Raw genomic sequence first — 21,746 nt, 5'->3', positions numbered from 1 at the left:
CCGGCCCGCCGCCAACACCTTCCGCGCCGCCAACCGATTCTCCGCCCGACACGACCAGGCAACCTCGTCGAGAGCAGCGACGTCGGCCAGCAACGAGGCGACCTCCGCCTCGACACCGGACCTCACCTCACCAACCCCGCCACCATTCTCGAACATACATTCGATTCTACGCCCAGGGTCCGACAGTCGACCGGAGATCGCGAACAAAGAGAGCGATCAGCCAGGCGAACCCGCTCGCGATCGAGACGCGCTGGAACAAACCGCCATACCCGACGAATCCGCGCGACTGCCCGAAACCCGCAGTGGCACAACCGAGACCGACGAGCATCGACAGTGCGGACGCGCCTGAGCAGAGCGCCCGCCCCGGTCGCCGTCGCATCGGCATCGCCACGCCTGCGCGACGGCGGCCGCGGGAAAGCCGAAGAAGATCGGGATCGCGGCGGCATAGCCGTCAATCTAGGTTGACATCAGCGCCTTGCCGCAGAATTTCCATCACCGTTCCGGGCACAATGGCGTGGTGACCGAACACGCCAACGCCACCCTCCTCGTCGTCGATGACGACGAGGACGTGCTCGTCTCCCTGCGACGGGGCCTGCGCCTGTCCGGCTTCACGATCCTGACCGCGTCGGACGGCGCCGAGGCACTCAGCGTGGTCGCCGACCGCTCCCCCGACGCCATCGTCCTTGACATGAACATGCCGGTCCTCGACGGCGCGAGCGTCGTCACGGCGTTGCGCGCGATGGGCAACGACATCCCCATCTGCGTACTCAGCGCCCGCGCCTCCGTCGACGACCGGGTCTCGGGCCTCGAGGCGGGCGCCGACGACTACCTCGTCAAACCCTTCGTGCTCGCCGAACTGGTCGCCCGCATCCGCGCGATGCTGCGCCGCAGGACGACGCCGCCCGCCGCGCCCGCACCGCAGGGCGCGATCACCGTCGGCCCGCTGACCGTCGACCTGCTGGGCAGGCGGGCACACGAAGGTGACCGCGAAATCGAGCTCACCAAAAGAGAATTCGAGCTGCTGGCCATCCTCGCTCGCAACAGCGGCGTCGTGCTGAGCCGGGAGCGGCTGCTCGAACTGGTATGGGGCTACGACTTCGTCGCCGACACCAATGTGGTCGACGTGTTCGTCGGCTACCTGCGACGCAAGCTCGAATCGAACGGCTCGCCCCGCCTCCTGCACACCGTCCGCGGAGTCGGGTTCGTGCTCAGGGAAATGCCGTGAGGCGCGGGCACTCGTACTCGCTTCGGGTCCGGGTGGCGGCCGCCACCGCCCTCGGCGCCACCATCATCGTCGCGCTGCTCGGCGTCTTCGTCGCCCTCGCCATCTCCCGCAACAACATGAGCCAGCTCGACCGCAGGCTGGAGACCGCCGGGAAGGTGCTGATCGTCAACATCGGCACCGCCTCGATGTTCCTGCCCCGGTTCGGCGACGCCGGCGCATTCGCCGTCACGATCCGCAACGACGGCACGCTCGCCGCCAGCACCCCAACCCAGCTCCCCGTGCTGCCCGAGGGCGCCGCAACGGTGAACGTCGACCACACCGCGTACCGCGTGAACACCACGGCGGTGGCGGGCACCAATACGACGGTCTCGCTGGCTGTGCCCGCGGCCGAGGCCAAGGACGTGACCGCGGATCAGCAGCAATGGGTGCTGGTGTCCGGGTTGCTCGCGATCGCCGCCGCGGCCGGGCTCGGCTGGATCTTCGGCGGACGGGCCGTCCGCCCGATCGTGCAGCTCACCCACCAGATCGGCGGCGGACCGCCGCACGAGGGCCCGCCGCCGACGGCGTCCGGGGTCCGCGAGGCGGAGGAGCTGGCCGACGCCATCGAGCTCATGCTGCGACGCATCGCAGAGGCCCAGTCACAGACCACCGCCGCCCTCGACACCGCACGCGACTTCGCGGCCGTCTCCGCACACGAGCTGCGCACCCCGCTGACCGCGATGCGCACCGACATCGAGGTGCTCAGCACCCTCGAACTCGACGAGTCACAGAGGGCCGAGATCCTCGCCGACCTGGCCCGCACCCAGGGCCGCGTCGAGGCGACCCTGTCCGCGCTCGAACGCCTCGCGTCCGGGGAACTGTCGAGCGACGACGACCACGTCCCGACCGATGTCGTCGAACTCTGCGACCTCGCCGCCCAGGACGCGCGGCGGCACCATCCGGACGTGCAGGTCCGGGTCGAATCCGAGCCCTCGCTGGTGATCCGCGGCCTGCCTGCCGGCCTGCGTCTCGCACTGGACAACGCCATCGCCAACGCGATCCGCCACGGCGGCGCCACGATGGTGGTCCTCGCCGCCCGCCGCACGTCCCCTGACACCGTCAGGATCACCGTCGACGACGACGGCGCCGGGGTGCCCGAGGCCGAGCGCGAGGCGGTCTTCGCGCGTTTCTACCGCGGCGCCGGTGCCAGCAAGGGCGGTTCCGGTCTCGGCCTTGCGCTCGTGGCGCAGCAGGCGCAGCTGCACGGCGGCCGCGCGTACTTCGAGGTCAGCGACCTCGGTGGGGCCCGGTTGGTGCTGGAGTTCCCGCACCGGCCGTGAGCCGGCCCTGAGAACGCGAGAGGCCCCGTACCGCAACGCGATACGGGGCCTCTCGAGGCAAAGGTCTGCTAGACGTCCAGCAGGTCGATCACGAAGACCAGGGTCTTGCCGCCGAGCGGGTGACCCGAACCGGCAGGCCCGTAGGCGAGCTCCGGCGGGACGGTCAGCTTGCGGCGACCGCCCACCTTCATGCCGGGGATCCCCTCCTGCCAACCGGGGATCAGCCGGCCGAGCGGGAACTTGACGGACTCGCCACGCTGGAACGAGGAGTCGAACACCTTGTTCGTGTCGAACTCGACGCCATGGTAGTGGACGTCGACGACGCCACCGGGCTGCGCCTCCGCGCCGTCACCGACGGTGATGTCCTCGATGACCAGCTCGGCCGGGGCCGGACCCGTCGCGGGCTCGATGACCGGTGCGGCGGGCGGAACCACGACATCGAGCAGGTCGATGACGAAGACCAGGGTCTTGCCCGAGAGCTGGTGCCCGGCACCTGCCGGGCCGTAGGCCAGCTCCGGCGGGATGGTGAGCTGCCTGCGCCCACCGACCTTCATCCCGGGGATGCCCTCCTGCCAGCCGGCGATGAGGCCGGACAGCGGGAAGTTGATGGACTCGCCGCGGCTCCAGGAGGAATCGAACTCCTCGCCGGACTCGAACTCGACGCCGAGGTAGTGGACCTCGACCTTGGCGCCTGGCGTGGCCTCCGCACCGTCGCCGACGGTGATGTCCTTGATCACGAGCTCGGTCGGCGGGGGGCCGTCCTGGAACTCGATCACGGGCTCGTCACTCATCCGAGTTACCTGCTTCCCAGATCGGTGTAATTGCGCTCGTTGTAGCCGGTGTAGATCTGACGCGGGCGGCCGATCTTGGTGGCCGGGTCCTCGTGCATCTCGCGCCAGTGCGCGATCCAGCCGGGCAGCCGGCCCATGGCGAACAGCACGGTGAACATCCGGGTCGGGAAGCCCATCGCGCGGTAGATCAGGCCGGTGTAGAAGTCGACGTTCGGGTACAGCTTGCGCTCGATGAAGTAGTCATCGGTGAGCGCGGCCTCCTCGAGCGCCTTCGCGATCTCGAGCAGCTCGTCGTCGCCGCCGAGCTTGGCCAGGATGGTGTCCGCGGCCTTCTTGGCGATCGCAGCGCGCGGATCGTAGTTGCGGTAGACGCGGTGCCCGAAGCCCATGAGCTTCACGCCGTCTTCCTTGTTCTTGACCTTGCGGACGAACTCCTTGACGTCGCCGCCGCCGGCCTTGATCTCGTCGAGCATCTCGAGCACGGCCTGGTTGGCGCCGCCGTGCAGCGGGCCCCACAGCGCATTGATGCCTGCCGAGACCGAGGTGAACAGGTTGGCGTCCGACGAGCCGACCATGCGCACCGTCGACGTCGAGCAGTTCTGCTCGTGGTCGGCGTGCAGGATCAGCAGCATGTCCAGCGCCTTGGCGACCTCGGGATCGACCTCGTACGGCTCGGCCGGGAAGCCGAACGTCATCCGGAGGAAGTTCTCGACGAGCGAGAGCGAGTTGTCCGGGTACAGGAACGGCTGCCCGACGGACTTCTTGTACGCGTAGGCCGCGATGGTCGGCATCTTCGCGAGCAGGCGCGTGGTGGACAGCTCCACCTGCTCCGGGTCGTCGGGGTCCAGCGAGTCCTGGTAGTACGCGGACAGCGCGTTCACCGCGGAGGAGAGCACCGGCATCGGGTGCGCGTTGCGCGGGAAGCCGTCGAAGAACCGCTTGAGGTCCTCATGCAGCAGCGTGTGGCGCTGGATGCGGGTGGTGAAGGCGGCCAGCTCGTCGACCGAGGGCAGCTCGCCGTAGATCAGCAGGTAGCTGACCTCGAGGAAGGTCGAGCCCTCCGCGAGCTGCTCGATCGGGTAGCCGCGGTAACGCAGGATTCCCTGTTCGCCGTCGATGTAGGTGATCGCCGACTTGGTGGAGGCGGTGTTGACGAATCCCGGATCCAGGGTGGTGTACCCGGTCGCGGACAGGAGCTTGCCCAGCTCGATGCCGTCATTGCCCTCAGTTGCTCGGGCAATCGTCATCGCATGTTCGCCACCGGGGTAGCTGAGCGTCGGTGTGGTGTCATCGGCAGCGGGCACGAAGGATCCCTCTCAAACTCGGATCAGCGAGTAGCACTATCAGTCGGATAGAACCTAGTCGCTGTTACGCCCACTTGCCCAGGGAGGGTCCACGCCGAGTGGGATTTACCACTAGAGCGCGCCGAGACCCCAGGTCCCCGTCCAGGTCTCGCCGGACCGCAGTACCACCTGGTCGATGCCCGTGTTGAACGCGTCCGGCGGGCAGGTCATCGGTTCGATCGCCAGGGCTCGGCCGCGGCCGGGATAGCCCTGACCACGCTCGGGATCCGCTGTGAACACCTGGATCCAGCCGAACTGGCGGTCGGTCCACAGCACAGCCCCCGAACCGTCAGGGGCGCGCAACTCGTGCCGGGCACGGCCGTCCGGATCCGGGACGATCGAGCTGAAAGGCGTGTCCAGCCAGACACCGTCGAGCGAGCGCGGGGCGGTGAAGTCGAATTCGGTGCCGTACACCGACTCGGAGTTGCCCACCGGCAGCATCCGCTCCTGGTCCAGCGGCAACCGGGTGCCCGCGGTCAGCCGCAGGGTGCACTCGTCGAGCGGGGTGTCGCCCGCCCGGACGAAGGTGTGCACGCCCATCCCGAACGGTGCCGGCATCGCGCCGATGTTCTCGGCCGTGTGCGTGACGGTCAGCCCCGCGGGTCCGAGCTCGTGCGTGGTCGTGAGCTGCAGCGGGTAGGGCCAGCCCTTGTGCAGGCCGAGGCGGATGCTCTGCCGCACCCGGTTCGGGGTGTGCTCCTCGAGCTCCCAGTCGTCGCGGCGCACCAGCCCGTGGATCGCGTTGTTCCTGGCTGGCTCGGTGATGGCCAGCTGGTGTTCGACGCCGTCGAAGATGAAGTAGCCGTCGCGAATCCGGTTCGGCCACGGCGCGAGGACCAGCCCAGCTGACAGCGGCGGCTTCTCCCCCGCGGGCGAGGTCTCGGTGAGCGGCCTGCCACCGATCTCGAGCAGCCGGAGACCGGCGCCGCGGGAGACCACCTCGGCGCGGTAGTCACCGTGCTCGATCTTGAGGCTGCGCACACCGGACGAGCGAACGACGCCGTTGACGGACTCAGACATGACACGACTCGCACATGGCACACAGTGTCCACCAATCGGCGCGCGACGGCACCCATCCCACCAAAGCCGCCTTCCCTTGGGATCGGTCGCGCGGGATCAGTCGCGCCGCACCCGGTACCGCAGGAACATCGGGAACGCGAGGCAGGCCAGTCCGACGCCGATCACCACCAACACGCCGCCGCCGGCCGCGGCGACCGCGGTGCCGACGGCGAAGGCCGCCGCGCCGTGCAGGACGTCGCCGATCCGCGGCCCGCCCGCGACCACCACGATGAACACCCCCTGCAGGCGTCCGCGCATCTCGTCGGTCGCCACCTGCTGGAGCATCGTGCTGCGGAACGCGGCCGACACCATGTCCACGGCACCGCCGAACGCGAGGAAGCCGAGGGCGACCCACAGCAGTACCGGGCCCCCGTCCGGGTCGGCGAACCCGACCGCGACACCGAAGCCGACCATCGCCAGGCCCCACGCAACGATGCAGGCCACCACGGCCCGGCCCTGGTACCTGACCCCCGGCAGCCAGCCCGAGAACACGCCGCCGATCACGGCGCCCGCCGACATGGCCGCGAACAGCAGTCCCAGCGCGACGCCGCCGCTGACCGGGTCGCCGAAGCTCTCGTGCGCGATCTGGGGGAACAGCGCCCTCGGCATGCCGAACACCATCGCGATGATGTCGACGACGAACGACGCGAGCAGCACCTTCTGCGTGGACAGGTACGCGAAGCCGTCGAGCACCGCGCGGAGCCCTGCCCTGGTGGCGGTGCCGGTCGGCGGCAGCGCGGGCAACCGCAACACCGCCCACAGCGTCGCCATCAGCGCGATCGCGTCGACCAGGTACAGCACGGCCAGCCCGGTCAGCGGGACGAGCACGCCCGCCAGCAGCGGGCCCGCGATCGCACCGAACTGGAAGACCGTCATGTTCAACGAGTTGGCGGCGGGCAGCGCCCGGGAGGGCAGCAGCCGCGGGATGATCGCATTGCGGGTCGGCGAGTTCACCGCGAAGAACGCCTGCTGCAGCGAGAACAGCCCCAGCACCAGCCAGACGTTGTTCACCCCGGCCGCGGCCTGCGCCCAGAACAGCACCGAGGTGACCGCGAGCCCGATCGTCGTGATCGTCATCAGCCTGCGGCGGTCCATCACATCGGCGAGCGCGCCGCCCCACAGCCCGAAGACCACGAGCGGGACCAGCCCGAACAGGCCGGTCAATCCGACATAGGCCGAACTCCTGGTGATCTCGTAGACCTGGAGCGGCACCAGCACGACGCTGATCTGGGCGCCGATCACGGTGACGATGCCCGCCATCCACAGCCGACGGAAGTCCTGGTTCTGCAGCGGCGTGACGTCGGCCAGCAGCCGCCTGCGGGTGACCTCGGTCAAGGCTGCAATCGCTCCGCGGTCCAGACGCCGTCCGTCAGCGTGGTCTTCACCCGGTTGTGCATGCGGTTCGCCCTGCCCTGCCAGAACTCCACGCTGTCGGGACGGAGCAGGAAGCCACCCCAGTTCGGGGGCACCGGCACGTCGTCGACGTCCGCGAACCTGGCCGTGACCTCGGCCAGCTGCGCCTCGAGCGCGGCCCGCGAGTCGATGGGGCTCGACTGGTTCGAGGCCCAGGCCCCGAGCTGGGATCCGCGCGGCCGGGTGTGCCAGTACTTCTCGGTCATCAGCGGGTCAACCCGGGAGACCGATCCCCTGATGGTCACCTGGTGGGCGAACGCGATCCAGGAGAAGGTCGCCGACGCGTAGGGGAAGCCGGCCAGCTCCCGCGCCTTGTTCGACTCGTAGTTGGTGTAGAACACCAGTCCGTCCTCGGACAGCCCCTTGCACAGCACCGTCCGAGAGGCGGGCCTGCCCGCCGCGTCGACTGTGGCGAGCACCATCGCGTTGGGTTCGGCGATGCCGGACGAGCGGGCCTGGTCCAGCCACCGGCGCAGCAACGGGTACCACCCTCCGCGCAGCGATTCCGCGCCGAGATTTCCCTCCGGCACAGCAGGATTCGGGTCCTGGTGGGCATAGCCGACCCGCATCGCGGCGAGGTCGGGGTTCGCAGCGGACTCGGGCTCGGAATCGGGTGACACAGCCGCTGACGTTACTCCCGGGTATGTGCCGCTCACCCACGCCACGCAACGGGCTAGAGTTTGACCTGACCCACCCTGTCGACCGTGGATCGCACCCGCGATTCCCGCGAGGCAGGGTCACCAGTCACGGCGGCGCAGAGCCTGCACACCATGCATGCGCCCCCGCAGACGGCGATGACTTAGGCGGAGCAGCCCGGACCGGGCGAATACCGAAGACGACGAGGAGAGTCCACGAGCAATGGCAGCGAGCGCGGCAGTACCCGAGGATTTTGTCAGCGGTCTCGAGGGCGTCGTCGCCTTCACCACCGACATCGCCGAGCCTGACAAGGACGGTGGCGCGCTGCGCTACCGCGGAGTCGACATCGAGGACCTGGTCGCTCGCGGCGTCACCTTCGGCGACGTCTGGGCACTGCTCGTCGACGGCGAGTTCGGCCAGGGCCTGCCGCCCGCCGAGCCGTTCCCGCTGCCGATCCACACCGGCGACGTCCGCGTCGACGTGCAGGCCGGTCTGGCCATGCTGGCGCCGATCTGGGGATACCAGCCGCTGCTCGACATCGACGACGAGACCGCCCGCGAGCAGCTCGCCCGCGCCTCGGTGATGGCGCTGTCCTACGTGGCGCAGTCGGCCCGCGGTGTCTACCAGCCCGCCGTGCCGCAGAAGGTCATCGACGAATGCCCCACCGTCACCGCGCGTTTCATGACCCGCTGGAAGGGTGACCCGGACCCGGCGCACACCGAGGCCATCGACGCGTACTGGGTCTCCGCCGCCGAGCACGGCATGAACGCCTCCACCTTCACCGCCCGGGTCATCGCCTCCACCGGCGCCGACGTCGCGGCCTCGCTCTCCGGCGCCATCGGCGCGATGTCCGGCCCGCTGCACGGCGGCGCCCCGGCCCGCGTCCTCCCGATGATCGAGGAAACCGAGAAGAGCGGCGACGCCCGCGCTCTGGTCAAGGGCATCCTGGACCGCAAGGAGAAGCTGATGGGCTTCGGGCATCGCGTGTACCGCGCCGAGGACCCCCGCGCCCGCGTGCTCCGCGCCACCGCCAAGCGCCTGAACGCGCCCCGCTACGAGGCCGCCGCCGCGCTCGAGCAGGCCGCCCTCGCCGAGCTGCGCGAGCGCCGCCCGGACCGCGCGATCGAGACGAACGTCGAGTTCTGGGCCGCCGTCATCCTCGACTTCGCCGAGGTCCCGGCGCACATGATGCCCGCGATGTTCACCTGTGGCCGTACCGCCGGCTGGTGCGCGCACATCATGGAGCAGAAGCGTCTCGGCAAGCTGGTCCGCCCGGCTGCCATCTACACCGGACCCGAGCCCCGCACCCCCGAGTCCGTCAAGGGCTGGGACCAGATCGCCGGCTGATTCGGGCCCTCTGCCCGTTCGCACCACCAACGAGAAGGAACTCGAACCGATGACCACCCCGATCATCCCCGCCGACCTCAAGCCCGTCGATGGCCGATTCGGTTGCGGCCCGTCCAAGGTCCGCCCCGAGCAGCTCCAGTCGCTCGTGGACGTGGGCGCCTCGGTGTTCGGCACCAGCCACCGTCAGAAGCCGGTCAAGGACGTCGTCGCCCGGGTGCGTTCCGGCCTGGCCGACCTCTTCTCGCTGCCCGAGGGCTACGAGGTGGTGCTCGGCAACGGTGGCACCACCGCGTTCTGGGACGCGGCCGCGTTCGGCCTGATCCGCGAGAAGTCCCTGCACCTGACCAACGGCGAGTTCAGCTCGAAGTTCGCCTCGGTGGCCAAGGCCAACCCGTTCATCGGTGACCCGATCGTCGTCTCGGCCGAGCCGGGCAGCGCGCCCGCGCCCGTGTCGGACCCGTCGGTCGACCTCATCGGGTGGGCCCACAACGAGACCTCCACCGGTGTCGCGATTCCCGTGTCGCGTCCGGCCGGCTCGGAGAACGCGCTCATCGCGATCGACGCCACCTCCGGTGCGGGCGGCCTGCCGGTGAACATCGCCGACTCGGACGTCTACTACTTCGCACCGCAGAAGTGCTTCGCCTCCGACGGCGGGCTGTGGATCGCGATCATGAGCCCGGCCGCCCTGGCCCGCGTCGAGGAGATCAAGTCCACGGGCCGCTGGACCCCGGACTTCCTGTCGCTGCCGATCGCGGTGGACAACAGCTCCAAGGACCAGACGTACAACACCCCGGCGCTGGCCACCCTGCTGCTGTTCGCGAACCAGATCGAGTGGATGAACGGCAACGGCGGGCTCGACTGGGCCACCAAGCGCACCGCCGATTCGTCCTCGCGCCTGTACAACTGGGCCGAGGCCAGCGAGTTCGCCACCCCGTTCGTCGCCGATCCGGCGCACCGCTCCCAGGTCGTCGGCACCATCGACTTCGACGACAAGATCGACGCCGCCGCGGTGGCGAAGATCCTGCGCGCCAACGGAATCGTGGACACCGAGCCGTACCGCAAGCTGGGCCGCAACCAGCTGCGCGTCGGCATGTTCCCGGCGATCGATCCCGAGGACGTCACCGCGCTGACCAAGAGCATCGACTGGGTCGTCGGCCAGCTCTGAGCCGAACCCAGCAACAGTCAGCCCCCGGCATCGCCTGCCGGGGGCTGACTGTTTTGTGGCGCCGACTACATCCGCATGGGGTTGCCGCACATTTCGGCCCGGGGATGACAGGATCGGCAGCGACTGACATCGATTGGGAGGGAATCGTTCATGTTCAAACGCAGTTTCGTCGTCCTGGCCGCACTCACCCTGACCGCGTTTGCCGCGGGATGCGGAAGCGACTCCTCGGACACGTCCACGACCACGACATCGGCGGCGACGTCGACAACGGCCGCGCCGACCACCACGGCCGCGCCCGCGACCCCGGCGGCACTGACACCGGCGGCCGCTCCGGTGTCGCCCGCGCCGGTGTCACCCGCGCCGGTGGTGGTGGCCCCGGCGCCCGGACCCGTCGGCGCGGACGGCTCCACCGGAAACAACCTGAGCACCGAATACTGTGCGCGCAACCAGGATCCAGGATGCCCCATCGGCAGCTACGTCGCGCCGGACGCCATCCCGCACCCCGATGGCAGCGGACAGTACGTTCCGTGTGAGGGCACCATCTGCACCAACCCGAACCACGGCGCCGGGACCGACCCGCAGCAGAACGGCGGCGCGGTGATGGAGAACCCGAACGGCGACGGCACCGACGTCCCGTGCGAGGGCACCATCTGCACCAACCCGAACAACGGCGCGGGTGGGTAGTCGCCCTAAGGCCCGGTGATCGTGGTCAGGAAACTCGCTCGGATGTCATCGCGGCCCGCCGCCTCGAGCAACGCGGAGAACGCGGTGGCCTCCTCCGCGGATGCGCGGCGGGCCGTGTCGGCGAGGAAGGTCGGGTCGTCGAACAGGTCGGCGACGGCGTCGGCCGCACGGGCCAGGGTGAAGATGTCATACATGGCAGATCGGTCCTGACGACTGCGGTGAGCACGAAGGCCTTCCGCCAGAAATTAGCTTAGCGTGTCCTTCGTTAGGTCTGCCTAAGTAAAGGTGACCGGGGGCCTCAAGTCAACACGGGTGGTGACCGGTCGCCGTTTCGGAACCGCAGCCTATGCGGTACCTTCGGTCACAGATACATTGCCCCGTCTCCGAGGAGGTCCGCCGTGACCGAACACATCGACGTGCTGATCGTCGGTGCCGGACTGTCCGGGATCGGCGCCGCCCACCAGATCCAGGCCAAGTTCCCCACCCGGTCCTTCGCGATCTTCGAGTCCCGCGACGCCATCGGGGGCACCTGGGATCTGTTCCGCTACCCCGGGATCCGGTCGGACTCCGACATGCAGACCCTCGGCTATCGGTTCCGGCCGTGGACGGACGAGAAGTCGATCGCGGACGGCCCGGCCATCCTGGAGTACGTCCGGGACACCGCCCGCGAGGCGGGGATCGACAAGCAGATCCGATTCGGACACCGGGTGGTGCGCGCCCAGTGGTCGAGCGAGGAAGCCCGCTGGACCGTCGAGGCCACGCACGGCGACGACACCGTCACGGTCACCTGCGACTTCCTCTACGTCTGCAGCGGCTACTACCGCTACGACGAGGGATTCACGCCGAACTTCGAAGGCACCGAACGCTTTCAGGGCCGGATCGTGCACCCCCAGCACTGGCCCGAGGACCTCGACTACACCGGCAAGAAGGTCGTCGTCATCGGCAGTGGAGCCACCGCCGTCACCCTGGTGCCCTCGATGTCCGACCGGGCCGAGCACGTGACGATGCTGCAGCGCTCCCCCACCTACATCGCCGCCCTGCCCGCCAAGGACCCGACCACCAACGGGCTGCGGCGACTGCTCGGCGACAGGCTCTCCTACCCGATCGCCCGATGGAAGAACGTCGCGTTCTCCACCGTCACCTACCAACTCAGCCAGCGGCAGCCGCGCCTGGTCAAGTGGTATCTCCGGCGGGCCCAGCAGCGCGCGCTGCCCGCCGGGTACGACATCGACACCCACTTCACGCCGAGCTACAACCCCTGGGACCAGCGGATGTGCCTGGTGCCGGACGGCGACCTGTTCCGGGCTATCCGCCACGGCAAGGCGTCGGTGGTCACCGACCGGATCGCGACCTTCACCGAGCGGGGCCTCGAACTCGAGTCAGGCGCGGAGCTCGCGGCCGACGTGATCGTGACCGCGACCGGCCTGAACCTGCTCGCGTTCGGCGGGATCGAATTCGCCGTCGACGGCCGCGAGGTATCTCTGCCGGACACCCTCGCCTACAAGGGCATGATGCTCAGCGACGTGCCCAACTTCGCCTTCACGGTCGGCTACACCAACGCGTCCTGGACGCTCAAGGCCGACCTCGTCGCCGATTACGTGTGCCGCCTGCTCGCGCACATGGACCGGCAGGGTCACACGGTGTGCGTGCCGACCAACGACGACCCGGCGCTGTCCACCCGCCCGCTGCTCGATTTCGCCGCCGGTTATGTCCAGCGCTCGATCGACGAGTTCCCCAGGACCGGCACCAAGGCGCCGTGGCAGCTCGGTATGAGCTACGCGCACGATGTGGTGACGCTGCGGCACGGCCGGCTCGAGGACGACGCGATGCAGTTCAGCTCCTGACCAGCGAAACAGGTCAGCCCCCGGCATCGTGTCGGGGGCTGACCTGTATGCGGCGAGTGGAGATCTACTCCGCGATGATCGCGTCGGCCTCGATCTCGACCAGCAGCGCGGGATCGATGAGCGCGCTCACCTCGAGGATCGTGGTGGCGGGACGGATCTCGCCGAAGACCTCACCGTGCGCGAGACCGGCCTCTTCCCAGCGGCTCATGTCGGTGAGGTAGATCCGGGTGCGGATGACGTCCTCGGGCTTTGCGCCCGCCTCGGCGAGGGCCGCGACGATCCGGCTGACCGCCTCACGGGTCTGCTCGGCGAGGCTGTCGCCGCCGACCGGGCCGTCGGGGCCCGAGGCGGTGGTACCGGACACCGACACCTGCTGGCCGATACGGACGGCCCGCGAGTAACCGATCTTCGACTCCCAATCGGAGCCGGACGAGATGTTGTTTCGATTCGACATGGCGCTGATTCTGTCAGCCGCCGAGTCGGGTTTCGCAGGCTAGTCCGGGTTCGCCGCCACGAAGCGCCGGAACGGGTCGAACGCCTCCTCCCCGAGGTGCGGCCCGCTCACCTCGATACCTGCCTCGGCGGACGCGATGACATCCGCACACCCGAGGCCGAACCGCGGCCCACCCTCGAGAATCGCGCCGAACTCCGCAGCCGACGCCGCGAACACGACCCGGCTCACCCCCGCCCACACCATCGCCGCGCCGCACATCGGGCACGGCTCCCCGCTCGCGTACACGGTGCTGCCGACCAGGTCGTCCGTGCGACCCTCCGCGCAGGCGGTGGTGATCGCGTCGAGTTCCGCGTGCTCGGTCACGTCACCGGACGTGGCCACAGAGTTCGCGCCCTCGCTGATCACCTCGCCGTCCGCGCCGACGATCACCGCACCGAATGGCCGGTTGCCGGCCTCTCCTGTCTCGTTCGCGAGCTCGATCGCCCTGCGCAGGTTCGCGAGGTCATCGGCATCGAGGCCAGTCATCTACTCTCCCTTTCGCAGAAATGCCTGTGCGGCGACCCCCACCGCGATGAAGGTGTATCCCACCCAGCCGGGGCCGCCGTCGTCGGTCAGGATCAGGATGCCGACCGGAATCAGCCATACCGCCAGCGGGGCCAGCAACGCGCTCACCGGCGGCCGCGGATCCTCCGGATACCAGGCCGAGAACTGCAGCGCGATCAGCATCGCCGCGGTCTGGATCACCCACCCCGTCCACAGGTTCTCGCTGTCGTGCAGCACCGCATCGCCGTAGAACCCGGCGATCGCGGCGACCAGGAACGCCACGGCCCACACGCCGGTGATCACGTAGTTGATCCGCAGGAACCGCGGTGTCCGCCAGTACTGCTCGTCCACCTCCTCGCGCGCGTACTGGATGGTGAAAGGCATCCGGGCCAGCATCGAGCCGACCGCGATGACCACCAGCGTGATGTTCGCGATCTCGCCGACCCAGGTCTCCATCCAGTCCTGCCCGGCCTGGTCGAGCAGGAAATGGACGGCCAGCAGCGCCGCGAAGAACACGACATCGATCACGCCGAGCAGTTTCAGGGACCGCCCGCGCAGCAGATCGACGGCGACGAACAACACCGAGAGCGACAGTGCGATCCCGGCCGCCCAGGCGAGGCGCCCCGGACCCTCGACGACCGCGAGCACGATCCACGGAGCGAGTCCGGTCAGGGGGCCGTCGAGCATCGCGCCGAGCGCATCCCACGCCCGACGCGCGGGCGAGGGACCTGCCCGCGTATCCGGAGCCTTCTCGATCATCGCTGTGCCCTCGCCGGTCCGACCACGTCCGATTTCCTGAGGGTAGCCCCGAATTCGACAGAATTTCGGCCAGAGACAATAGCGCGCCCCGATCCAAACCTGTTGACCGGGCGAGGCGTGTCCTGACCCGACCCCCATCACGGGTCGATTACAGTCGGCAAGGGCAATATCGCGAGCTACGCGATGAGGGAGGTCACGGTGCGAGAACTTCGAGTGATCGGACTTGAGCCCGACGGAACACACATCGTGTGCGCCGACAGCGAGAGCGGCGAGCGCTTTCGCGTACCAGCCGACGACAAGCTTCGCGCCGCCTCTCGAGGCGACGTCGCCCGGTTCGGGCAGATCGAGATCGAGACCGAGAGCCGCATCCGACCCCGCGACATCCAGGCCCGCATCCGGGCCGGTGCCACGGTCGAGCAGGTGGCGACCGAGGCCGGTGTGTCGGTCAAGAAGATCGAGACCTTCGCACACCCGGTGCTGCTCGAACGCTCGCGTGCCGCCGAGATGGCGCAGGCGGGTCACCCGGTGCGTGAGAACGGCCCCACCGTCCTCACCCTGGCCGAGATCGTCGGCCTCGCCTTCCGCGCCCGCGGCCACAACCTCGACGAGGCCGAGTGGGACGCGTGGCGCGACGACGAGGGCCATTGGATCGCCCAGCTCGAATGGCAGGCCGGGCGCACCCGCAATGCGGCGCACTGGCGTTTCCAGCCGGACTCCCACGGCGGCACCATCGCCCCGCTCGACGCGGCCGCGACCGACCTGATCGATCCGGATTTCGGGCGCCCGCTGCGCGGACTCGCCCCGATCTCCGCCGAGGACCCGCACTCCCCCGTCCTCGAAGCCGTGATCGAGGCCGAGGTCGAAGAAGAGGTGGCGGAGTCCGAGTCGCTCGAACCCGGCGCCATGGATGCCCTCTTCGAGGAGGAGGACATCGTCCACTCCGAGGACGAGGAGCACCAACCGAAGCCGGCGCCACAGCACCAGGGCGCGAAGGACAAGCGCGGCAAGCCCTCACTGCCGTCCTGGGACGACGTCCTGCTCGGCGTGCGCAGCAGCGGTCGCGGCTGACCGATACCCGGACCGACTCCCGCCACGGCGGATCACTTAGAGTTACGCCGAGTAACACTAAGTATCTGACGTGAGCAGGGGGAAGACTGTGCTTGATTTCGACTGGCGTCCGCGACTGAACGCGCTGACCCGGAACGCCTGGGGCCTGACGTTCGGCGACGGAGTCCAGGCGGCCGAGCCGACCCCGTCCGAGCAGATCACCCGCGGCCTGCACCGGGACCTGTACCGGTTCGGCCCCCAGATCGGCACCAACCCGGTCCTCCTGGTGCCCCCGCTCGCCGCGCCTGCCCAGTGCTACGACCTGCGCCCGGGCCAGAGCCTCGCGGCACACCTACTCGACAGCGGTCGCACGCCCTACCTCGTCGACTACGGCACCATGACCTCCGCGGACCGGGGCCTCGGCTTCGAGGCCTGGGTCGACGACATCATCCCCGAGGCCCTGCGGCACGTCTCCGAGCTGCACGACGGCGCGCCCGTCGACCTGATCGGATGGAGCCTGGGCGGGACGATCTCGCTGCTCACCGGGGCGGCGAACGCCGACCTCCCGATCCGGTCGATCACCGCGATCGGCACCCCGGTCGACTACACCGAGATCGCGGCCATCGCGCCGCTGCGCGCAATCGGCCGGATCACCGGAGACCGGCCGCTCACCGCCGCGACCTGGGCACTGGGTGGCCTGCCCGCCCCCGTGGTGCAGGCCAGCTACCGGGTCACGGCACTGCAGCGTGAGTTGACCAAGCCGTGGTTCATCGCGCGCAACCTGCACGACACCGAGACGTTGGCCCGGATGGAATCCATCGACAAGTTCATGGCCGCCATGCCCGGCTACCCGGCCCGGTTCTTCCATCAGATCTGCACCCAGTTGATCCTGGGAAACACTCTGGCGGCGGGGCAATTCCGGCTCGGATCCCGCACGGTCGAGCTGTCCGCACTATCGGTGCCGGTGCTTGCGGTCGGCGGTACCGACGACGTCATCGCGCCGGTCGCCTCCGTCGCGCGCATCACCGACCTGCTGACCGGGGCCCCATCGGTCCGCTTCGAGACCGCGCCGGGCAGCCACCTCGGATTGCTGGCGGGTCCTGGCGCGAAGCAGACCACCTGGGCGCACATCGACGACTTCCTGAGCGAGGCCGCGCCGCAGCTGGTCTGAGGGCTCACCCGTGGGCGAGGTGCGCGTCCACGGTCCGACCGACGAGGGCGGCCGCGCCCTGCGGGTCCCCGATGACCTGCAGGGCCCGGTCCGCCGCCAGCACGGCCATCCCGTGCAGACCCGTCCAGATCCCGAGCGCCCGCTCCCGCGCATCGGCGCTGTCCGCGGTCGCCTCCTCCACCAGCGCGACGAGCGACGCGAACAAGGGAAGACTCGTGCGCCGCAGTTCCGCCCCCGAGCCCTCGAGCAGGTCGTGGCGGAACATCAGCTCGAACATCGCCCGCCGACGATCGGCAAAGTGCACGTAGGCCCATCCGAGCGCGACGAGCCGGTCCCGGGCCGTCAGGTCGCCGTCGTCCAGGGTGGACCGGACAACGGCCGCGAGGTCGGCAAGGCCCTCGGCCGCGATCGCCGCGAGCAGCGCCTTGTGCGTCGGGAAGTACCGTCGCGGGGCGCCGTGCGACACCTCCGCCGCCCTGGTGATCGCGCGCAGGCTCACCCCAGCGATGCCCTCCCGCTCGAGCAGCTCGACACCACACCTGACCAGCTTGTCCCGTAGCGGTTCGTCGTCCACGTAGACATTGTCTAACACTCGGTGACAGAATCGTCGGCCTACGCGTAGACACTGTCTACGACCTGTCGATCGATCACCTCGGGAGCGCGCACTGTGTGGTACTGGCTGTTCAAGTACGTCCTGATCGGACCCGTCCTGCGCCTGTTCGGCAGACCGACGATCGAGGGCGCCGAGCACATTCCGCCGACCGGGCCGGCGATCCTCGCAAGCAACCACCTGACCGTCGCCGACTCGTTCTTCCTTGTCCTCATGGTGCGGCGGCGCATCACCTTCGTGGCGAAGAGCGAGTACTTCACCGGCACCGGATTCAAGGGCAGGCTCACGCGCTGGTTCTTCTCCTGCACCGGCCAGGTCCCCATCGACCGCAGCGGCGCGGACGCCGCTCGGGCGGCACTGGCGACGGCGACCGGGATCCTCGAGTCGGGCGGCGTCTGGGGCATCTACCCCGAGGGCAGCCGTTCACCCGACGGGCGGTTGCATCGCGGCAAGACGGGCGTCATGCGGGTCGCGCTGCCCACCGGCGCCCCTGTCGTGCCCGTGGTGATGCGTGGCACGCCCGCGGTCAATCCTGTCGGTTCCCGGATGTGGCGGTTCGGCAAGGTCCACATCACCGTGTGCGCGCCACTGGATCTGGCGCACCACCGCGCGGCCGTCCCGAGCGAATCGACGGTGCGCGAGGCGACCGACGAACTGATGCGGACCCTGCTCGCCAACTCCGACCAGGAATACGTGGACGCGTATGCCGCCAAACGGGTGGGGGTTTCGCTCCCACACGAAACCGCGCCCAGGTCGTACCCTTTCAGGTAAGCGACGAAAGGCAGGTGCAGGCTGTGGGGGCCAAAGCATCAACTATCTGGTACGTCGACGCCCCCGACCCCATGGCCGTCCTCCGCGATCATCCCGAGCCCGACGCCGAGGCGGCACACGCACTGGTCGGCAAGCTCTATCCCGAAATGATCGTCACGCCACTCGAACCCGGCCCCCTCGCCACCTCGGCCGGGGTGCCACCCGGCGTGGTCTACGTCGGCAGTTATCCGGGGCTCACCGTGGTGTGCGGATCGAACCTCACGGTGCACGAGCCATCGAAACTCGATGAATCCTGGACTCGCCCACTGGCTTCCGAGCGTACCTATCTGATGTGTACCGAACCGGACACCGCCTGGGCGTCTTTCGCGTATTGGGAACGCGGGGCACTGCGGCGCTCGTTCAGCGCGACTCCGGTGCACATCTACGAGGACTTCGGATTGCCGCTGGTCTGGGAGCGAGGGTTCTGGGCCGGGGAACATCCCATGGCCTACCCAGCTGGCGTGCTGCCCGACCCGCAGGCGCTGCCGTTCCATCCCGGCGAGTTCGCCGAGGCGGCCAACGCCGAGTGGCTCGGGTTCCGCTACACCCGGCCCGTCCGCGACGGCGAAATCGACCCCGCCACCGTCGGTGTCTGCGGATTCGCCATCTACAAGGAGGGCGAGGCGCCCCCCGCCGCACTCACCGGGAAGCCCGACGGTTCGCCCCGGGTCGGACTCTTCCGCGGGATCCGTCAGTGGTTCGGCTTCGGCTTCGGCTGACCCGAGGTCAGCCGGCCCCGGCCAGCAAGGCGATCCACCCCGCGACGACCCCCACCACGGCACCGAGCACCGCCCAGCGCCACACCGGCACCGTCCGCCACTGCCACAGCGTCGGCGCCACACCGACCGCGACCAGCACGTTCACCACCAGTGCCAGCAGCGGGTGCACCGCCGCCATCGCCGCCCCGCAGGCGGCCACCCCGATGCCGGTGAGCACGGCCGCGAAACCCGACACCACGAGGCCGGTGGCCCACGGTGTGCGGGCGCCGACCGGAACACTCATCCGGCCGTCCTGACCCGTTCGTAGAACGCCATCGCGGCCGCGGTCGCCACGTTCAGGGAGTCGGTTCCCGGCGCCATCGGGATCCGCGCGCGCACATCGGTGTTCCGCATCGCGTACTCCGACAGTCCCGGACCCTCGGCCCCGAGCAGCAGCGCCACCTTGTCCCCCGTCATCGCCTCGGCGAGCGTAACCGCGGAGGGATTCGGGGTCAGCGAGATGAGCTGAAATCCGTTGTCCCTGAGCACATGCAACCCACGCGGCCACTCCGGCACCCGCGCGAACGGCACCCGCAACACGTGCCCCATCGACACCCGCACCGCCCGCCGGTACAGCGGGTCGGCGGTGCTGCCGCCGAAGAGGACGGCGTCCACGCCGAGGCCCGCGGCGTTGCGGAACATCGAGCCGATGTTCTCGTGGTCGTTGACGCCCTCGAGCACCGCGACGGTACGCGCGCCGCGCAGCACCTCCTCCAGCTCCAGCGGGGGTGGGCGGTGCGCGGCGGCCAGCACGCCACGATTGAGATGGAACCCGACCACCTCGGCCATCACCTCGGCGGAGGTCCGGTAGAACGGCACGTCGACGCCGTCGAGATCGTCGGCCAGCTCGCTCAGCCGCCGGTCCACACCGAGCAGGCTGATCGGCTCGAACCGGGAGGCGAGCAACCGCTGCGCCACCAGCACGCCCTCGGCGATCACCAGGCCCTTGCCCTCCGGCAGATCCGGGCGCCGATCCGACGAGTTCAGGTCGCGGAAGTCGTCCAGGCGGGTGTCGGCCGGATCGTCGATATCGATTACGTGAACCACACCGCCATCCTGCCGTACACCACAGTGCCACCTACAAATCTGTGCCACCCTCGAAGGATGACCGACAGGGCGATCGCGATCAGGACGGCAACGGAGACGGACTGGGACGCGGTGGCGTTGCTCGATGCGCACGCGTTCGGTTTCCACCCCACCGACGAGGACATGGCCTTCACCCGGCGGTTCGCCCGGACGGAGGACGTCATCCTGGCCACCGACGACGACCGGCCCGTCGCTGTGGTGATGCACTTCGCGATGCGGATCACCGTCCCCGGCGGTACCCAACTGGATCTGCCGGGGGTTTCCTGGGTCTCGGTCGCGCCGACCCACCGCAGGCGCGGCATCCTGCGCGCACTGTTCACCGAACAGCACCGGCGGTTCGTCGCGGCGGAGGCACCGTTGTCGATCCTCACCGCCACCGAGGCCACCATCTACGGCCGCTTCGGCTACGGTCCCGCGACCAGCGAGCTCGCGGTGTCCGTCGACCGGCGTTCGGCCCGGATCCGTGACACCGCAGCGAATCCCGGCGGGGTGGCCCTGGTGCCACCGGCCGACGCCCGCGCGGCACTGCCCGCGATCTACGACCGCTGGCAGGCGCGCACTCCCGGGGCCCTGGCCCGGCCGAAGGTGTACTGGGACCGGATGTTCGCGGATCTCGAGCACCGCCGCGACGGCGCCTCCGCCCTGTTCTATCTGGTGCACGCGGACGGCTACGCGACCTATCGTCGCAAGCAGACCCCCGGCGGGATGGTCGCGGTGGTCGATGACCTCGTCGCCGCGACCGACGAGTCGTATGCCGCATTGTGGCGGGTGCTCGCGGGCATGGACCTGATGAGCGAGATCCGGGTCGATCAGGCCGCGGACGACCCGCTGCCGTGGCTGCTCACCGACGCCCGGCTGCCGCGGGTGACCTCGCGGGACGACGCCGTCTGGGTGCGCATCATGGACGTGCCTGCCGCGCTCACCGCGCGCACCTTCGCCGTCGACCTGGACGTGGTCCTCGAGATCCACGACCCGTTCCTCGACGCGGGCGGCAATTTCTCACTGCGCGTGGTGGACGGCCGGGCCACGGTCACCCGAACCGATGCTCCCCCGCAGGCCCGTCTCGATCTCGACGTACTCGGCAGCCTGTACCTCGGCGGCCACCGGGCGCGCTCGTTCGCTCGGGCCGGGCGGCTGTGGACGAGCGACGAGTCGGTCCTGGACCTGCTGGATCTGGCCTTCCGCGCCGACCGGGAACCGTTCGCCGGCTGGCACTTCTAGGCCGAAGCAGCCTTGCGCGCTACTCCGAGTCGCTGACCATCGAACTGATGATCTCGACCGACTCGCGGAGCACTGCGATCTGCGAGTCGTCGAGCGCCGCAAGACGATCGTTCATCCACTTCTCCCTGGCGCTGGTCTCGTCTGTCACCAGGGCCTGACCGGAGTCCGAGAGGGACACGATGATCTGTCGGCCGTCAGTGGGGTGCGGGGTCCGCACGACCAGGCCCAGGTCCGCGAGCGAAGCGATGACCCGGGTCATCGACGGCGGCTGCACCCGCTCCTTGGCCGCAAGCGCACCCGGCGTCATCGGCCCGTCCGCGGAGAGGCTGGCAAGCGCCGACAGCTGCGTCAACGACACCTGAGAGTCCGTGCGCCGCCCGCGGAGATGCCGCGTCAGACGCACGACGGCCAACGAGAGATCACTGGCCAGAGTGCGAGTATCCAATGTCACCCTCCGGAGG

At 69.3% G+C, this 21,746-nt stretch carries 24 protein-coding genes and 1 pseudogene; 11 read left to right on the top strand and 14 right to left on the bottom strand.

Features of this window, described 5'->3' with window-relative positions:
• The first annotated feature begins 517 nt into the window (after nt 1-517).
• Together FCG67_RS23720 and FCG67_RS23715 are read left to right on the top strand one after the other, a co-directional pair.
• The gene (locus tag FCG67_RS23720) at nt 518-1,225 is read left to right on the top strand and encodes a response regulator transcription factor (RefSeq protein ID WP_136912030.1); all 708 of its coding nucleotides are present in this window, start codon (nt 518-520) and stop codon (nt 1,223-1,225) included.
• A gap of 32 nt (nt 1,226-1,257) precedes the next feature.
• A complete protein-coding gene (locus tag FCG67_RS23715; protein ID WP_136912034.1) occupies nt 1,258-2,544 on the top strand; it encodes a sensor histidine kinase in 1,287 nt (428 codons plus the stop codon).
• A gap of 68 nt (nt 2,545-2,612) precedes the next feature.
• Here the strand turns inward: FCG67_RS23715 and FCG67_RS25515 are convergent, their stop codons facing one another.
• From FCG67_RS25515 to pdxH, 6 genes and pseudogenes are all read right to left on the bottom strand, one after another.
• Nucleotides 2,613-2,954: an FKBP-type peptidyl-prolyl cis-trans isomerase gene (locus FCG67_RS25515; protein ID WP_246045248.1), complete on the bottom strand. Its 342-nt coding sequence runs from the start codon at nt 2,952-2,954 to the stop codon at nt 2,613-2,615.
• A gap of 30 nt (nt 2,955-2,984) precedes the next feature.
• Nucleotides 2,985-3,335: pseudogene (locus FCG67_RS25510) on the bottom strand (FKBP-type peptidyl-prolyl cis-trans isomerase); the annotation flags it as partial.
• 5 nt (nt 3,336-3,340) lie between these two features.
• Nucleotides 3,341-4,639: a citrate synthase gene (locus tag FCG67_RS23705; protein ID WP_077042733.1), complete on the bottom strand. Its 1,299-nt coding sequence runs from the start codon at nt 4,637-4,639 to the stop codon at nt 3,341-3,343.
• Between the two features lie 111 nt (nt 4,640-4,750).
• Nucleotides 4,751-5,698, bottom strand: a complete 948-nt coding sequence (locus tag FCG67_RS23700) for an aldose 1-epimerase family protein (RefSeq protein WP_136912029.1) — start codon at nt 5,696-5,698, stop codon at nt 4,751-4,753.
• A gap of 96 nt (nt 5,699-5,794) precedes the next feature.
• Nucleotides 5,795-7,072 carry an MFS transporter gene (locus FCG67_RS23695; protein WP_281282357.1) on the bottom strand — a complete coding sequence of 426 codons (1,278 nt, stop codon included), beginning with the start codon at nt 7,070-7,072 and terminating at the stop codon, nt 5,795-5,797.
• On the bottom strand, nt 7,069-7,770 hold the full coding sequence (gene pdxH / locus FCG67_RS23690; protein WP_246045244.1) for a pyridoxamine 5'-phosphate oxidase: 702 nt from the start codon (nt 7,768-7,770) through the stop codon (nt 7,069-7,071). The genes FCG67_RS23695 and pdxH overlap by 4 nt, the downstream gene beginning before the upstream one ends.
• A gap of 238 nt (nt 7,771-8,008) precedes the next feature.
• Between pdxH and FCG67_RS23685 the strand changes: the two genes are divergently transcribed.
• The 3 genes from FCG67_RS23685 (at nt 8,009) to FCG67_RS23675 (ending at nt 10,982) form a co-directional block, all read left to right on the top strand.
• On the top strand, nt 8,009-9,133 hold the full coding sequence (locus tag FCG67_RS23685; RefSeq protein WP_136912027.1) for a citrate synthase 2: 1,125 nt from the start codon (nt 8,009-8,011) through the stop codon (nt 9,131-9,133).
• A 49-nt stretch (nt 9,134-9,182) separates the two neighbouring features.
• Nucleotides 9,183-10,298: a phosphoserine transaminase gene (gene serC, locus FCG67_RS23680; protein ID WP_136912026.1), complete on the top strand. Its 1,116-nt coding sequence runs from the start codon at nt 9,183-9,185 to the stop codon at nt 10,296-10,298.
• A 150-nt stretch (nt 10,299-10,448) separates the two neighbouring features.
• Nucleotides 10,449-10,982 carry a hypothetical protein gene (locus FCG67_RS23675; protein WP_246045243.1) on the top strand — a complete coding sequence of 178 codons (534 nt, stop codon included), beginning with the start codon at nt 10,449-10,451 and terminating at the stop codon, nt 10,980-10,982.
• Nucleotides 10,983-10,987: 5 nt separating this feature from the next.
• On the opposite strand, the gene FCG67_RS23670 is transcribed toward FCG67_RS23675, so the two are convergent.
• A complete protein-coding gene (locus FCG67_RS23670) occupies nt 10,988-11,176 on the bottom strand; it encodes a hypothetical protein (protein ID WP_027500952.1) in 189 nt (62 codons plus the stop codon).
• Between the two features lie 204 nt (nt 11,177-11,380).
• On the opposite strand from FCG67_RS23670, the gene FCG67_RS23665 reads away from it, so the two are divergent.
• Nucleotides 11,381-12,826, top strand: a complete 1,446-nt coding sequence (locus tag FCG67_RS23665; protein ID WP_136912025.1) for a flavin-containing monooxygenase — start codon at nt 11,381-11,383, stop codon at nt 12,824-12,826.
• A gap of 64 nt (nt 12,827-12,890) precedes the next feature.
• Here FCG67_RS23665 and FCG67_RS23660 read toward each other — a convergent pair whose 3' ends face one another.
• Genes FCG67_RS23660 through FCG67_RS23650 form a run of 3 tightly spaced genes read right to left on the bottom strand, consistent with a single transcriptional unit; the run spans nt 12,891 to nt 14,582 of the window.
• Entirely contained in the window at nt 12,891-13,280 is a 390-nt protein-coding gene (locus tag FCG67_RS23660) for a RidA family protein (protein ID WP_072751450.1), read from the bottom strand.
• 39 nt (nt 13,281-13,319) lie between these two features.
• Nucleotides 13,320-13,805, bottom strand: a complete 486-nt coding sequence (locus FCG67_RS23655; RefSeq protein ID WP_136912024.1) for a nucleoside deaminase — start codon at nt 13,803-13,805, stop codon at nt 13,320-13,322.
• Complete coding sequence (locus tag FCG67_RS23650) at nt 13,806-14,582, bottom strand: DUF3159 domain-containing protein (protein WP_136912023.1); 777 nt, start codon at nt 14,580-14,582, stop codon at nt 13,806-13,808.
• Between the two features lie 198 nt (nt 14,583-14,780).
• On the opposite strand from FCG67_RS23650, the gene sepH reads away from it, so the two are divergent.
• On the top strand, nt 14,781-15,650 hold the full coding sequence (sepH, locus tag FCG67_RS23645) for a septation protein SepH (RefSeq protein WP_211243308.1): 870 nt from the start codon (nt 14,781-14,783) through the stop codon (nt 15,648-15,650).
• 88 nt (nt 15,651-15,738) lie between these two features.
• Nucleotides 15,739-16,800: an alpha/beta fold hydrolase gene (locus FCG67_RS23640; RefSeq protein ID WP_136912032.1), complete on the top strand. Its 1,062-nt coding sequence runs from the start codon at nt 15,739-15,741 to the stop codon at nt 16,798-16,800.
• 4 nt (nt 16,801-16,804) lie between these two features.
• Here FCG67_RS23640 and FCG67_RS23635 read toward each other — a convergent pair whose 3' ends face one another.
• The gene (locus tag FCG67_RS23635; RefSeq protein WP_136912021.1) at nt 16,805-17,374 is read right to left on the bottom strand and encodes a TetR/AcrR family transcriptional regulator; all 570 of its coding nucleotides are present in this window, start codon (nt 17,372-17,374) and stop codon (nt 16,805-16,807) included.
• Between the two features lie 93 nt (nt 17,375-17,467).
• On the opposite strand from FCG67_RS23635, the gene FCG67_RS23630 reads away from it, so the two are divergent.
• Both FCG67_RS23630 and FCG67_RS23625 read left to right on the top strand, forming a co-directional pair.
• Complete coding sequence (locus FCG67_RS23630) at nt 17,468-18,181, top strand: lysophospholipid acyltransferase family protein (protein WP_136912020.1); 714 nt, start codon at nt 17,468-17,470, stop codon at nt 18,179-18,181.
• Between the two features lie 23 nt (nt 18,182-18,204).
• Nucleotides 18,205-18,939, top strand: a complete 735-nt coding sequence (locus FCG67_RS23625; protein WP_136912019.1) for a DUF6928 family protein — start codon at nt 18,205-18,207, stop codon at nt 18,937-18,939.
• Nucleotides 18,940-18,946: 7 nt separating this feature from the next.
• Here FCG67_RS23625 and FCG67_RS23620 read toward each other — a convergent pair whose 3' ends face one another.
• On the bottom strand, nt 18,947-19,222 hold the full coding sequence (locus FCG67_RS23620; RefSeq protein WP_136912018.1) for a DUF2537 domain-containing protein: 276 nt from the start codon (nt 19,220-19,222) through the stop codon (nt 18,947-18,949).
• Nucleotides 19,219-20,025, bottom strand: coding sequence for a TrmH family RNA methyltransferase (locus tag FCG67_RS23615; protein ID WP_136912017.1), 807 nt, complete (start codon nt 20,023-20,025; stop codon nt 19,219-19,221). Before FCG67_RS23615 ends, FCG67_RS23620 begins: the two co-directional genes overlap by 4 nt.
• A 57-nt stretch (nt 20,026-20,082) precedes the next feature.
• On the opposite strand from FCG67_RS23615, the gene FCG67_RS23610 reads away from it, so the two are divergent.
• A complete protein-coding gene (locus FCG67_RS23610) occupies nt 20,083-21,285 on the top strand; it encodes a GNAT family N-acetyltransferase (RefSeq protein ID WP_136912016.1) in 1,203 nt (400 codons plus the stop codon).
• Between the two features lie 19 nt (nt 21,286-21,304).
• Here the strand turns inward: FCG67_RS23610 and FCG67_RS23605 are convergent, their stop codons facing one another.
• Nucleotides 21,305-21,736 carry an Rv0880 family HTH-type transcriptional regulator gene (locus FCG67_RS23605; RefSeq protein WP_077042747.1) on the bottom strand — a complete coding sequence of 144 codons (432 nt, stop codon included), beginning with the start codon at nt 21,734-21,736 and terminating at the stop codon, nt 21,305-21,307.
• Between the last annotated feature and the right edge of the window lie 10 nt (nt 21,737-21,746).

The organism is Rhodococcus oryzae, assembly GCF_005049235.1.
GTDB classification, from domain to species: Bacteria; Actinomycetota; Actinomycetes; order Mycobacteriales; family Mycobacteriaceae; genus Rhodococcus_G; species Rhodococcus_G oryzae.
This window is presented reverse-complemented; position numbering and strand designations above follow the sequence as displayed.

Coding starts and splice junctions, on each gene's coding strand:
- FCG67_RS23655 (WP_136912024.1), bottom strand. CDS start 13,805: ATGACTGGCCTCGATGCCGATGACCTCGCGAACCTGCGCAGGGCGATC.
- FCG67_RS23620 (WP_136912018.1), bottom strand. CDS start 19,222: ATGAGTGTTCCGGTCGGCGCCCGCACACCGTGGGCCACCGGCCTCGTG.
- FCG67_RS23650 (WP_136912023.1), bottom strand. CDS start 14,582: ATGATCGAGAAGGCTCCGGATACGCGGGCAGGTCCCTCGCCCGCGCGT.
- FCG67_RS23660 (WP_072751450.1), bottom strand. CDS start 13,280: ATGTCGAATCGAAACAACATCTCGTCCGGCTCCGATTGGGAGTCGAAG.
- FCG67_RS23700 (WP_136912029.1), bottom strand. CDS start 5,698: ATGTCTGAGTCCGTCAACGGCGTCGTTCGCTCGTCCGGTGTGCGCAGC.
- serC (WP_136912026.1), top strand. CDS start 9,183: ATGACCACCCCGATCATCCCCGCCGACCTCAAGCCCGTCGATGGCCGA.
- FCG67_RS23670 (WP_027500952.1), bottom strand. CDS start 11,176: ATGTATGACATCTTCACCCTGGCCCGTGCGGCCGACGCCGTCGCCGAC.
- FCG67_RS23685 (WP_136912027.1), top strand. CDS start 8,009: ATGGCAGCGAGCGCGGCAGTACCCGAGGATTTTGTCAGCGGTCTCGAG.
- FCG67_RS23610 (WP_136912016.1), top strand. CDS start 20,083: ATGACCGACAGGGCGATCGCGATCAGGACGGCAACGGAGACGGACTGG.
- FCG67_RS23675 (WP_246045243.1), top strand. CDS start 10,449: ATGTTCAAACGCAGTTTCGTCGTCCTGGCCGCACTCACCCTGACCGCG.